Source organism: Legionella cincinnatiensis, from assembly GCF_900452415.1.
In the GTDB taxonomy this organism is placed as follows: Bacteria; Pseudomonadota; Gammaproteobacteria; order Legionellales; family Legionellaceae; genus Legionella; species Legionella cincinnatiensis.
In genome coordinates this window covers 722,829-736,359 of sequence record NZ_UGNX01000001.1, presented here as the reverse complement: position 1 = coordinate 736,359, position 13,531 = coordinate 722,829, and the positions used below count along the sequence as shown (strand labels likewise).

Here is a 13,531-nt window from a genome sequence, read left to right as displayed (position 1 = left end):
ATCCGTTTTTACTCTTCCTTTGTAGAATAACCGCATCCCTCTTGCGGACATAAAATTTGACGACCGAATTTTTTGCTTTCTTTAACCGTTAAAATAGGCCAGTTACATTTCGGACAAGGTTGATTAATTGGTTCATTCCATAATGCATAATCACACTTAGGATAATTACCGCATGAGTAGAAAATTTTTCCTTTTCTTGATTTGCGTTGTAATATTTTTGCTTGATGGCATTTAGGACAATCAACACCGGTATCAGCAGGCTTTTCTATAGGTTCCATGTGTTTACATTGAGGGTAATTACTACAACCAATAAAACGACCATAACGTCCAACTTTTATATGCAAAGGATTGGAACATTCAGGACAAACTCTTCCCTCAATTACTTCTGGTTCTTTTTTTTCATTTTCCTGGCCGGCAATATCTTGAGTATAATCACATTCTGGATAACCAGTACATCCAATAAATCGTCCACGTTTGCCAAGTCTAATTGATAGAGGCTTATCACATTTTGGACATTTTTCATCCAAAACCTCTGAGGTCACATCTTTACGTTGTACTTGTTCATCCGTAGTTTTAATTTGTTGTACAAATGGTTTCCAAAACTCATCTAAAACCGGTATCCATTCTTTTTCGCCACGAGATACGGCATCAAGAGTATCTTCAAGCTCTGCAGTAAACTTATAGTCCACATAACGTGTAAAATAGCCTGTCAAGAAACGATTGACAATACGACCTACATCCGTTGGAAAAAACCGCTTTTTATCAACAACAACATATTCTCGCTGTTGTAGAGTATGTATAATTGTCGCATAAGTTGAAGGACGACCTATATCATACTCTTCTAATGCTTTAACCAAAGTTGCTTCAGAATATCGTGGCGGTGGCTCAGTGAAATGTTGATTGGCCAATATATCCTGTACTTGTACTTTTTCACCCACGACCAATACTGGTAATAAAGAACCGTCATTCTCGTCGTCTTTAGTATCATCACGCCCTTCTTCATAAACTGAAAGAAATCCAGGAAATGTAACCGTAGAACCATTAGCACGAAAAATAGTACCTTCACCACAACTTAAGTCTACTGCAACTGTATCTAATACAGCATCAGCCATTTGGCACGCAATTGTACGTTTCCAAATCAAATTATAGAGCTTATATTGATCCGTAGTTAGAGACGCCTGCATCATTTCCGGCACACGTTTAATAGATGTGGGTCTAATAGCCTCATGAGCTTCTTGCGCATTTTTAGATTTGGTCTTATAAATCCGTGGACTTGTTGGACAATTATCAGCTCCAAAACGTTCTGTAATAAATTGGCGAATTTCTTCTACAGCCTCTACCGACAAATTCACTGAATCAGTACGCATATAGCTGATAAGACCGACTGTCCCTGTTCCTATATCTATTCCTTCATAGAGTTGTTGGGCGACCATCATTGTCTTGCGAGCGGTAAAACCTAATTTTCGTGCAGCTTCTTGTTGTAACGTTGACGTAATAAATGGAGGAGAAGGTTTACGTTTACGTTGTTTTTTCTCAATATTCGTAACAAGCAAGAAACCTTTAGCTTCGTTAATCAAAAACTCTTTAATTTGCTGTGCTTGCTCTTGCTGGACTATTGTAAATTGTTGTAATTTTTCATTTTTATAATGGGTTAAACGCGCTTCAAATGCACTGTTTGCATGAAAACATTGGGCCAAAATCTTCCAATACTCTTGGGCAACAAAACTTTCGATTTCTTCTTCACGTTCCACAATAAGACGCAAAGCGGGACTTTGTACTCGCCCAGCAGAAAGCCCTCTTCTGACCTTCTTCCAAAGTAAGGGAGAAAGATTAAAGCCTACTAGATAATCTAATGCTCGTCGTGCTTGTTGTGCATTCACCAAATCCATAGAAATAGTACGTGGATGGTTTAGAGCATCTTGAATGGCTGATTTAGTAATTTCATTAAAAAAAATCCGATGAATGGTCTTATCTTTAGTAAGATTTTTTTCTTTCATCAATTCATAAATATGCCAAGAAATAGCTTCTCCCTCTCTGTCAGGGTCTGTTGCAAGCAATAGGGAATCCGATTTTTTGAGTGTTTTTGCGATTGTTTCAATATGACGAGCATTCTTTTCAATAGGAACATAAGTCATGGCAAACTGTTTATCTGGGTTCACAGATCCTTTACGTGCAGGTAAATCACGCACATGTCCATAAGAGGCTAAGACTTCATAATCATTACCTAGATATTTTTGAATTGTTTTTGCTTTAGCGGGTGATTCAACAACTACTAAATGTTTACTCATCTTAATGTTAACCTTATCCTTCTTCCCCATTTCAACACAAGAATGCCAAAAATCCGCGAATTAAAGGCGAACATTGGCGCTAAAGAATGAACTATTTAAAATATCTTCCCGTAATATAGGTAATAGATGATATTAATGTAATGTCAACTCATCTTCTGATTGATAAAGAACTAAATCAAGAAAAGCCAATTGATCTTCATCTAGGCTATTAGCTAGCGCATTCCTTATCGTCCATTTAGTCTCTTGCAGAGTCACAATGCGAGATTCAGAAAATTGTAATTGATTCATAATGATTTCAAAAGATTCTGTATTAAGAACGTTCCATAATTTCATACGTACAAGAAATTGATAACTAGCCTTAGTTAGCTTTATTTGCTCATCATAGGTAAATACCCGAGTTGAGGTATGTTGTTGCGATTTCAAATGCACCATCTGCTCTTCAGAAGCCAAACTCTCTTCGTCGTTAGATTCGATTGCATCTTGATCAGCGGTTTTATGGCTTTTTTGTAGCTGCGTAAGACTTGTTTCAAATAAACTCAACAACATCTCAAATAAGTTATCTTTCATATACTAACACCTCATATAGCCACCGGGGACAGATATAACAGCCCCACTCAATTCTAATTCTGCAAGCTCGCGAATCACTTGCTCAACGGTGCATCCACTACGTAAAATGATCTGATCAACAGTAGTCATTTCAAAACCAATGAACTTTACTAGGTTTTTATTCTCACTGGCAAGAGATAAAATCGCTTTACTCGTTGTTTGCTCTTTTGAATCAATCATTAACTCCTCGAGGACATCAGCCACTGAAGTCACTAACTTAGCTCCTTGCTGTAACAGATAATGACACCCTCGAGCCATAGGATTATGAATGGAGCCTGGGATCGCTAAAACATCGCGATTTTGTTCCAAGGCCATTCGTGCTGTGATTAATGAGCCACTCTTTACTGCTGACTCAACAACCAAAGTGCACAATGATAAACCACTTATTATACGATTCCTTCTCGGGAAATGTCCAGCGATTGGCGGACTTTTTAAGGGAAACTCGCTTAATAGAAGCCCATTTTGACTAATATGTTGGGAAAGTGTTACATGCCGGTGCGGATAAATACAATCTATTCCTGTTCCTAGGACAGCGATTGTCTGGCCTTCAGCCTCCAAACATCCCATATGAGCGTGCGCATCAATCCCTAAAGCCAAGCCACTTACAATAGTAACACCATAAGCTGCAATTGATTTTGCAAACATTCGCGCATTTTCGCTTCCCGTTACAGTTGGATTACGGCTCCCCACTATAGCAAGCTTTGGTTGCTGCAAACAAGAAAGTTGACCTTTGGCATATAAAACTAGAGGAGGATCGGTAATTTCTTTTAATAAAGCGGGATATTCTGGTGAATCCCAAGTCAATAGATGATGATCCTCTGCAGCCTTAAACCAATCTAAATCCATTTGGATCAAACTGAAATCAAAACCAGCTATGGTTTGCGCTAAAGCGCTAGATACTCCCGCTTGTTCTAATTCCGTTGCTGTAAGCTGAAACATTTGTTGTAGATCAGGCCAACGCTTATGCAACTTTACCACAGTACGTGGACCAACTTTTTCCATTCGGTTTAAAGCAAGATAAAAGGGTAAATTATTCATGGATTAGTCACCGAATTGAATAAATAAACAGCACGCATAATTTAAAGCAGAAAAGAAAAAAAAGAATAGCGAGAGAACAAATCTCATGGAGTCAATCCTTTGTTGGAATATCTTGCAGCCTTACAATATATCAAGGATAATAACATGATTTTTATATGCAGAGAACCAGATAAACAATGGCCATTCATACAATTCTTTACTTACCTGACGCTCGATTAAGAGAGGTTGCAAAACCTGTCGTTCATTTTGATGATAAATTACAAACTTTAATTGAGGATATGTTTGAGACTATGTATGCCGCTCGTGGTGTAGGACTTGCAGCCCCCCAAATTGGTGTTGGTTTGAGATTATCTGTCATCGATGTTGTCGGCGATAAAAAAAATCAACTGGTTATTATTAATCCTGAAATCATAGCATCTGAAGGGGAAAAAAAATTTGAAGAAGGCTGTCTTTCTGTCCCTGGCGCTTATGATACAGTGATTCGCGCTGAGAAAGTTACAGTAAAAGCATTAGATAGAACAGGTAACCCCTTTGAAATCCAAGCTGATGGCTTACTCGCTGAATGCTTGCAACATGAAATTGATCACATGAATGGTAAGTTATTTGTTGATTTGCTCTCGCCATTAAAAAAAGCCATGGCACGAAAAAAATTAGAAAAATTTAAACGTCAACACACACGCAAATCATGAGCCACTTAAATATAGTTTTTGCGGGTACACCTGCATTCGGCATTCCTTGTCTTGATGCATTGTTGCATTCAAACCACAATCTCCAAGCGATTTATACTCAACCTGATCGCCCTGCGGGTCGAGGCCGAAAGCTACACGCTTCTGCTGTAAAAGAATGGGCTTTAAAACATCAACTCCCAGTCTATCAACCCATTAATTTTAAGAATCCTGAAGCAATTGCTGAGTTAACGGCTTTAAAACCAGATATCATGATTGTTATCGCTTATGGATTAATACTTCCTAAAGTAATTCTTGAAACGCCAAGATTAGGTTGTATTAATGTACATGCTTCTTTATTACCTCGCTGGCGAGGTGCCTCCCCAATACAATCAGCCATCTTGAATGGCGATCAAGAAACTGGGGTCACCATCATGCAAATGGATGCGGGTTTGGATACCGGAGCAATGCTACATAAAGTAATTTGCCCTATAACATCGACAGAAACTGCAAACAGTTTGCATGATAAGCTAGCACAAATTGCCGCTCAACCTTTATTGGATACACTTAATGAATTAGCCAACCATACAGCAAAACCAGAAATCCAAAAAGAAGAATTAGCCACTTATGCCAGTAAAATTAATAAAGAAGATGCTTGTATTAATTGGCAACAAACCGCAACAGAAATTGATCGCAAAATTCGCGCTTTCAACCCTTGGCCTATAGCATACACCTTCTTTGGTGAAGAGATCTTACGTATTCACCAAGCCAAAGTTATAGCGACACCATTTGGGCAAGCTCCTGGCACAGTAGTCAGCATCGATAAAAAAGGCTTACTGATTGCAACTGGAGACCAAGCTTTGCTTGTAGAGAAAATTCAGCTTCCTGGTGCAAAAGTCATTTCTATAGCAGATTGGTTAAATGCTTCTAAATCACAAGTGCATGTAGGTTTTTGCTTTGATGAACAAGAATAGGCCTCCTTCACAGTTCATCGCAGAGAAAAAAGTGCGAAGAGACTCAAAACAATGCTCCACCGCAATAGAGCCTCGAAAGAGGCCTAATGAACGATTACATGCCCTAAACATTCTAACCCATTTACTGGTTGAAAAAACGTCTTTGTCGCAGCTTATGCCATCTTCTGCTGAAGTCTCGCCAATGACTAAAGAAATTTGTTTTGGCTTTTGCCGGCATTATTTTCGTCTGCAAGCAATAGCAAACTGCCTCATGCAGAAAAAACCTAAAGAAATAGAAATCTGGGTTGCTCTATTGATAGGAATCTATCAATTGCACTATATGAAGTTACCTGATTATGCCGTAGTTAAAGAAACCGTAGCATTACTTGAAAAAATAAAAAAGGGATGGGCAAAAGGCTTACTAAACGCCGTATTACGTAATTTTTGTCGCCAACAGAATGAAATTCTCACTCGACTTAATAAGGATCCCTTATTTCTTTATGGCCATCCTCAATGGTTATTAAAACGTTTGCAAACGGATTGGCCCAACGACTGGCAAGCAATAACCAAGGCAAACGAAGCCCATCCTCCTATGACTTTAAGAGTCAATCTGAGAAAAATATCGGTAGTGGATTACTTACATCTTTTAAAGCAAGCAGATATCGCCGCTGCTCCTCATCCTATTGCACCCGAAGCAATTGTTCTAGAAACACCGTCTGATGTACATCAATTGCCCGGATTTGCTCAAGGTTTAGTTTCAGTACAAGATGGAGCAGCCCAATTAGCAGCTTCATTATTATCTTTAAAACCCGGCCTTCGTGTACTTGATGCCTGTTGTGCTCCAGGAGGGAAAACCTGCCATATTTTAGAAAAAGAACCTCATCTCGCAGAATGTGTTGCTGTAGATATTGATTCTAAAAGATTAGGCCGAGTTCGAGAAAACTTAAATCGTCTCAATTTGCATGCTACCTTGCTCCAAGGAGATGCTTTAGCCCCATCTCAATGGTGGGACGGAAGATTCTTCGATAGGATTTTATTAGATGCCCCTTGCTCGGCAACTGGAGTTATTCGACGCCATTCAGACATTAAATTACTTCGCAACGATGAAGAAATTACCGCTATTACAAAAATTCAGCATACTATGCTTCACGCTTTATGGCCTTTATTAGCAAAAGGTGGGGTACTTGTTTATGCTACATGCTCCATAATGATTGCCGAAAACGAACAACAAATAGCTAACTTTATAAAAAATAATCCTGACTGTAACTTAATCAAAAAATCTTGGCCTTGGGGACATACGACAGAATACGGTCAACAAATTCTACCTGGGGAACAAGGTATGGATGGTTTCTTTTACGCTGTATTACTTAAGGATGAAAAATGATCCTCAATTGGCCCTTAACTATCGTTTTATTCTGCTTATCTATTCCAGGAGTAACCATAGCTATAAAACGTTTAATTTATTTTTTATTACCCGATAATTCTGAAGAATTAAAAAAAAGAATAAGTCGTTTTGCCATTTTGCAAACTCTATTCATGGTCTTAATCTTGAGTATCGCTGGGACAGTCTTATCTCCAACTACTGGTTTACGTGCTCCTGAACTTGAAGCGCTCTTACAAGGTACCGCTGGAGTAGGGGTACTTTTACCTATTTTATTACCCGCATTCTTGTATGCATTTTTCGGACTTCTTGTTTTTTGTATTCTGTATTATGGAATAATAAAACGAATCATCGACGAAAAAAGTCTAGAAATTATAGAAAAAATTCGTTTTACGCTGGGCGTTGATGGTTGTGTCCTTTATGGAGGTGTTGTAGAAGAAGTTATCGCCCGTTGGGGACTTATGAATTTAACTGTATTTTTTAGTTTACTTTTTACTAAGGAATATGCCACCCTCACCACGTGGATTGCAATTTTTATTAGTGGCTTAATATTTGCTCTAGGACAACTTCCGGCCTATGTAGCTGCTGGTTGCATTTCAAGCAGACGTTTTCTCTATTCTTTTATTGTTCTTAGCCTTTATCAATCCTTACTTTTTGGGTACTTATTCTGGCAATATGGGCTGATTACAGCGATATTAGCGCATATGTTGTTTCATTTAGGATGGGCAATATTTAAAAACGTAAAAAAATCGTAAAGAAACTTGGGCTTAATCTTACCTTAACCTTCATCTTTTATTCTACACAAAAGAGTAGTTAATGTTGGGGGTAAGGAAATGGCCACATCAAGTAATGAATTTGCTGCATTAGTAAACCAGCTACATAAGTCACCAAATGATCCAGCCATAAAAGCAGCTGTGGTACAGCATTTACCTAAAATGTTGGCCTTAGCTCAAGATAACCCTATGGCATTATATCATTTAGCGCACATCTATCCACCAAATTCTTCTCAGTACAAACAAACTATGCGCCAATCAGCTAATTTGGGATGTACTAATGCAATGCTGGTGATGTGCCAAATATTGGCCCAAACAAATGATGTAAATGATGTGAAAAAGGCTGTTCATTATTTAGGAATGATTCAAAAATCTAATGATTCATACATTAAAGAGCAGGCTCAAAAGCTAGTTACTGAGCATCCTCTATTAGCAAGAACAATGAAAGAACATGCTAAGCCTAAATTATATCATAATAAAAATATTCATCAGTTTTTTGCCCGTCTCCCAGAAAAAGAGGTCAACAACGAGTATAGAGAAGCAGTAGCGTGTAAAATATAATACAACTGAATCCTCCGCATACTTCAGTCAGTAAGGTATGGAGTTGTGATTCATGTACAAGTGATCCATTGGTAGAATGAGTGTCACCTGCATAAAGATGAAGACTTCATTAACTTACATGAGTTATGGATAAGTGATCGGATCGTTATCCATAACTGACGTTAACTTAAAGACAATGAAAATTATCGCCCTAACATACACAACTGTATTGCTCATTTAGCATGAGTATATGAGTTTTTTATTATTTTAATAAATTTTTTTAACTAATATTTTGACTAAATAGGTTATGAACTATGCTTAATAAAATTGATGAAACAATTAAATACATCGAAAATGTTCCAGCAACTCAAGTTTTAGAAATGATCAAATCTGGCATAGAACCCATATATACCCATACAAATTTGCAAAGCTGTCAACGCCCAAAGCTGGATATTGCTGAAATAATGGCGTGTAATGCCGTATATTCTAAGACAGAAAAACCTAAATACCCCACGGTCCAAAGCCTTATTACCTATCCAATTGAACGTATCGTATACTTCGATACCATTGCAACTATTGAAACAGAAGTTCAATGTGGTGAAGAACTTGATTTATATAAATATGTAGACCATATTTATGGCAAAGTTTCTAAAATCGACTTTAACGATTTTGAGCACGCAATTCAAGAAACAGCACAAATTACTGCACTAAAAGCCTTTGCTGCAATCCATGCAAAAGAAGAACTCGATCCTTCTTTGGCTAAATACAAAGAGGTTTACGAGAGAATAAAAGCAGCCTTTGAAAGTGGACTATACCAAGTATCAAATAAATTTTTACTGAAACACAATATTAATCAAGAAGAAGCTTTTCCTTTGTTAGTAAAAATGACCATAGAAGATATGGTTTACAATGAAGAGATGAAAAAATGCCTTCAGTCGAATATAACGCCTCAAATTAAAGAACTAATTAATCAGGTTGTTGCAGAAGAAACTCTTTTTCCCATCCATGATGCAAAGGGAACAATTATCGCAGAAGCGCCACTGCAAAAATTATCACTACATCAAGGAGCGGAGCGATTAACACTTATGTTAGCTGGAGCTCCTGCATCAGGAAAAGGCACCATTCTCGCTAAAGTGCTTCATGAGGCCAAAACAACAAAGGGTATCGATGAACGAGATATGGTAAAAATTAATACGGACACACATCGAATATTAGTATGCCAAGGACGCCAGGAACAATTGGGAACGAATAATGAGCTGCATGTATCTTTAAACAATGATGAAGCATCTTATATTACACTTATGGGCTACGAAAAAATGCGCCAAAAGGTCAATCAATGTAGTGCGCCTCATATGTTGATTGATGGAGTAGCTCCAGCAAATGATAGAATTCAATTAGGAACACAAGATAATGGTAAACTTGAAATTTCAATTGTTACGGTGGATCCTGAAAGCTCAGTAAAAAGAGCCCAACAACGAGGGGAAAGTACCGGTCGATACGTACAAACCTCTTATTTAATCAACTCACATCGCAATGTAACTTTATCAACGTATGAAATGCTTTCCAATCAAGAATTAATTGGGAATAAAAACATTCAAATATCTATTTATGATACTAACGTGCCACATGGTACCACTCCTGTTTATGTTGCATGGATAGATATGAAAGAGAAAAAAGCAGAAATTTATGATTCGGAAAAATTAGCGGAATTTCGTGGTAAAAGACTTATAGAGCCAATCCTTAATAGAGAGCAATTTTTCTCTCGATCGATAAAAAGAAGTTTATCCATGAGCTCCAATGAACTATTATCTAAATCAGGATATGATGTGAATGATAGCAATGATCAGAAACTGGACTATTAAACGATATTTACGCTGAGTAGAGGAAAATCAAATGTCATATAAATCAAGAAAACCTGATAATTCAAATAATCACCACGAATCGAAATCAAAAAAATTTTTTGAAAATGAAAAAATAAAGGAAAAGGTTAAAGAATATGAGAAAAAAGAACCTTTGTTTGATGATGACTGCATTGAAAAACAGCTGCAAGAAGAATTATTGAAAGAAAGAAAGTCGAATGATGATGAAACGCATACAACAAAGTTTGGCCACAAATAGCAACATGGTTTTATAAGAATAAGCTTATAAATTGAACTCGAGAACACTTAAAAATGATCTCTTTCTAAAAAATAACATCACCATGTATTTCCACTCAAACCTAGAGTTTGTTGACAATTCATTCTGCTCCCCTACATCTCGCGTTTTATACGCGGGAGCCAAGCGGTATGTATGAACCAATATTAGGTTCTTGCAAAGTTGGGGCGCGCATAAAATGCGTCACGGAGGTAATGAAAACCCAGAGTCAACAGCCTCTAATCTTTTATCAAAGTTAAACCAACAAAAATCGAAAATTCTTTTGGATCTCATTCAAATCAAACTGATTTAAGTACAAGGAAAAACTCATCCAGGCACTTAATGCAGCCAAATCTTGGAATGGAGGTGGCAGATAAACAGGATTTGTCAATATCTGACGCTCTTTTAATTCAGTGAGCAAAGGCAAATCATCCAAAACTAATTTACCTGTAAATAATAATGGAATCGACTCAACATGTTTTTTGCTTATCGCAAAACGAATGTAATTGTAAATTAACACAAAACCTTTGGCATAAGAAAGATCTTTTGTAAAAGGACCACCTGTCGGGATACTGCCTCTGAAAACGCGTACTGTTTGATTGTAACTGTCTTCCTCACTCAAACCGCATCCTAAAAAATAATTATAAATATCAAGGAAATCTGCTCCTTGCGTGACCATATCTAATGCAATTACTCTATTAGTAATTTTTAGCATACGACTCGGATATGAAGAAAAGGTAACAATTTCCGTGATCACTGCTAAGCCTTCCTGGATAACACTACTTGATGGTGAGCCTTTAGAAAGAAAAAAACAATTAGGTTGCATCAAACCATTCAAGGTTGTACCTACATGAACCCATCCTTCATGCACCTCTAAATAACGAAGATCTCGATCACTAAACATGGCTTGTTGGCTCAGTTTAATACTGTCAGCACCTGCGGAAGCATCTGCAATCATATCATCACTTACCATAACAGTGACTTTACCTGGGTGTTTGTCAAAAAAAGTTCCTAATCGAGTTTGTAAAATTTCTTGTGCTTGTTGCGGCGTATAATGCTTTACATCTGCTTCTGATTGCAATTGAACACTAAGGCCTGTTAATACATCAAAGAGCAATGTACCCATCTCTGACATACGTGGTCCCCCAGCATAAAATACATCATTTGGACTACCATACAGTTCTGTTGCTATTTCAGAAAATGCAGACGTACCTCGTGCAGCGAGCATTTGTGTTGCTCTAATGTATTCTTCGCATTGGCGTCGAATTAAACGAGTTAGAGTAGAATATTGTCCTAATTGATTCTGAGCATCACGTAAAATATTCCGAAACTCCTCTTGCTTTTCAAACACATTAAATGGCAGAGGCTTTTTCTCATAATATTCTTTATCAACAGGCGGGAGTTTTTTACCTTTATGTTTAAAAAACTCTTTTTTTATAGAGTCATCCCATTTGATACTATCAAGAATCCTGATCTTGCGTTGCGCATCGACAATACGCTGCGATAAGTCCTGAACAATAAGTAATTCAGCTGATTCCGATGGTGTCATAATAAACCCTCTATGATACAGGTGGAGCAATACTTACACGTGCATCTTGGTTTTGTTGTGGCAAATCGTAAAAATTACTGATATTTGCCCTCGATAATGGAGGTGGGACTTCCAAAACTGGACCATTACGACTATTTAAGTAAAGACGTTCCCCATTACTTGCATAACGACTGCATCCAGAACAAATTAGAGCAATGCAAACGAGAATAAAACTCAATTTTTTCACTTAGATCAACTCCAAATTCTTCAATATTTTTTCTAAAGGCTCATGGTGCTCTTTTGATAAAGAGGTCAATGGCATTCTTAATTCATTTTCCATTAAACCCATTTTGTTTGCTGCCCATTTTATAGCAATAGGATTTGTTTCAATAAACAATAATTCATATAAAGGCATTAATTGCTCATTGAGACGCAAACATGCCGCATGATCCCCATCTAAAGCTAAATCACATAATTTTGCCATTAATTTAGCAACTATATTAGCTGCTGCGGAAATATTTCCTTTAGCCCCAGCTAGCATCCAAGATGCGGCGGTAAAATCATCACCACTAAATACATCAATACTTCCTTCAGAAAGACGCAAAATTTGTTGTAAACGCGTCATTTGACCTGTAGCGTCCTTTATTCCCACAATATTAGAAATTTTTGCAAGTCTTGCTACAGTTTCAGGTAACATATCACAAGCGGTCCGAGTTGGAACATTATAAAGAATGATAGGCATGGCAACCGCTTGAGCTATTTGGCAATAATGTTGATATAAACCCTCTTGAGTTGGTCTAATATATGCAGGAGTCATAATTAATGCAGCATGGGCCCCACATTCCATCGCTTCTTGAGTTAGGGTAATACAATCGCGAGTGGCATTCATACCCGTTCCAGCAATTACAGGAATTCGCTCTTTAGCTTGATCAACAACGGTTTTAATCACAAGAATCTTTTCTTCGTGAGATAAAGTACCTGATTCGCCTGTAGAACCTGCCGCAACCAAACCATGAGTACCCATTTCAATATGATATTCGACAAGCTCACGCAGACGCGAAACATCTACTTGATCATTGAGCATGGGGGTTAATAAAGCAACTATGCTTCCTTTAAACATATTTTCCTCTATTTTTTATAATCGATAGTGCTAATACTACTGGAAAATGAGGGTCAGAGTAAAATTTGTCTTTTAAATGCCTACAACAAATACAAAATTTGTATAAATATTTATCAAATAAAATTATTTTTGTACTAAAATCATAATGGAGATAAAGAAATTAGAATCTTCTTGCAAATAAAAATCAATTTATAAATGCAGAAATTCTTAAATCATAAAAGGGAGTTCACTATGAAAAAAATTATTGCTCCATTATTTTTTCTCAGTTTATCAGTTTTTATGCTCGGTGGTTGTACTAATACAGAAATAGGAACCGGTGTTGGTGGAGCAGCTGGAGCGGGTATAGGTTATGCAGCTACCGGTGGAAGTGCAGTAGGTACAGTAATAGGTGCAGGAGCCGGAGCCCTCGTAGGTAATGCTATTGGTCAGCAACAAGACCGTCAATATTACTACCGTCATCGTTACTATCGTCCTGGTTACAATTATTATTATTACTAATATAAAAA

At 37.3% G+C, this 13,531-nt stretch carries 14 protein-coding genes; 8 read left to right on the top strand and 6 right to left on the bottom strand.

The features are described from left to right. Nucleotides 1–8: 8 nt before the first annotated feature. The 3 genes from topA to dprA form a co-directional block, all read right to left on the bottom strand. Entirely contained in the window at nt 9–2,288 is a 2,280-nt protein-coding gene (gene topA / locus DYH34_RS03250; protein ID WP_058463438.1) for a type I DNA topoisomerase, read from the bottom strand. A 132-nt stretch (nt 2,289–2,420) separates the two neighbouring features. Continuing rightward, nucleotides 2,421–2,855 (bottom strand): DUF494 family protein, encoded by a 435-nt coding sequence (locus DYH34_RS03245; protein ID WP_058463439.1) that lies wholly within the window; start codon nt 2,853–2,855, stop codon nt 2,421–2,423. A 3-nt stretch (nt 2,856–2,858) separates the two neighbouring features. After that, complete coding sequence (dprA, locus tag DYH34_RS03240) at nt 2,859–3,932, bottom strand: DNA-processing protein DprA (protein ID WP_058463440.1); 1,074 nt, start codon at nt 3,930–3,932, stop codon at nt 2,859–2,861. A gap of 176 nt (nt 3,933–4,108) precedes the next feature. Between dprA and def the strand changes: the two genes are divergently transcribed. From def to DYH34_RS03205, 7 genes are all read left to right on the top strand, one after another. After that, complete coding sequence (gene def, locus DYH34_RS03235; RefSeq protein ID WP_058463441.1) at nt 4,109–4,621, top strand: peptide deformylase; 513 nt, start codon at nt 4,109–4,111, stop codon at nt 4,619–4,621. Further along, complete coding sequence (gene fmt / locus DYH34_RS03230) at nt 4,618–5,571, top strand: methionyl-tRNA formyltransferase (RefSeq protein WP_058463442.1); 954 nt, start codon at nt 4,618–4,620, stop codon at nt 5,569–5,571. The genes def and fmt overlap by 4 nt, the downstream gene beginning before the upstream one ends. Then, nucleotides 5,558–6,934, top strand: coding sequence for a 16S rRNA (cytosine(967)-C(5))-methyltransferase RsmB (rsmB, locus tag DYH34_RS03225; RefSeq protein WP_058463443.1), 1,377 nt, complete (start codon nt 5,558–5,560; stop codon nt 6,932–6,934). The genes fmt and rsmB overlap by 14 nt, the downstream gene beginning before the upstream one ends. Next, the gene (locus DYH34_RS03220; protein ID WP_058463444.1) at nt 6,931–7,686 is read left to right on the top strand and encodes a CPBP family glutamic-type intramembrane protease; all 756 of its coding nucleotides are present in this window, start codon (nt 6,931–6,933) and stop codon (nt 7,684–7,686) included. The genes rsmB and DYH34_RS03220 overlap by 4 nt, the downstream gene beginning before the upstream one ends. Before the next feature lie 78 nt (nt 7,687–7,764). Next, nucleotides 7,765–8,265, top strand: coding sequence for a hypothetical protein (locus DYH34_RS03215; protein ID WP_058463445.1), 501 nt, complete (start codon nt 7,765–7,767; stop codon nt 8,263–8,265). A 293-nt stretch (nt 8,266–8,558) separates the two neighbouring features. After that, nucleotides 8,559–10,106 carry a zeta toxin family protein gene (locus DYH34_RS03210; protein WP_058463446.1) on the top strand — a complete coding sequence of 516 codons (1,548 nt, stop codon included), beginning with the start codon at nt 8,559–8,561 and terminating at the stop codon, nt 10,104–10,106. 31 nt (nt 10,107–10,137) lie between these two features. Next, nucleotides 10,138–10,362, top strand: coding sequence for a hypothetical protein (locus DYH34_RS03205; protein ID WP_058463447.1), 225 nt, complete (start codon nt 10,138–10,140; stop codon nt 10,360–10,362). A gap of 271 nt (nt 10,363–10,633) precedes the next feature. Here the strand turns inward: DYH34_RS03205 and DYH34_RS03200 are convergent, their stop codons facing one another. The 3 genes from DYH34_RS03200 to dapA are packed head-to-tail and all read right to left on the bottom strand — an operon-like array spanning nt 10,634 to nt 13,025. Continuing rightward, nucleotides 10,634–11,926 carry a flavohemoglobin expression-modulating QEGLA motif protein gene (locus tag DYH34_RS03200; RefSeq protein WP_058463448.1) on the bottom strand — a complete coding sequence of 431 codons (1,293 nt, stop codon included), beginning with the start codon at nt 11,924–11,926 and terminating at the stop codon, nt 10,634–10,636. A gap of 10 nt (nt 11,927–11,936) precedes the next feature. Beyond that, complete coding sequence (locus DYH34_RS03195) at nt 11,937–12,152, bottom strand: hypothetical protein (protein ID WP_003632889.1); 216 nt, start codon at nt 12,150–12,152, stop codon at nt 11,937–11,939. Then, the gene (dapA, locus tag DYH34_RS03190; RefSeq protein ID WP_058463449.1) at nt 12,153–13,025 is read right to left on the bottom strand and encodes a 4-hydroxy-tetrahydrodipicolinate synthase; all 873 of its coding nucleotides are present in this window, start codon (nt 13,023–13,025) and stop codon (nt 12,153–12,155) included. It lies immediately after the preceding gene. Between the two features lie 231 nt (nt 13,026–13,256). Between dapA and DYH34_RS03185 the strand changes: the two genes are divergently transcribed. Next, entirely contained in the window at nt 13,257–13,523 is a 267-nt protein-coding gene (locus DYH34_RS03185) for a glycine zipper domain-containing protein (RefSeq protein WP_058463450.1), read from the top strand. The last annotated feature ends 8 nt before the right edge of the window (nt 13,524–13,531 follow it).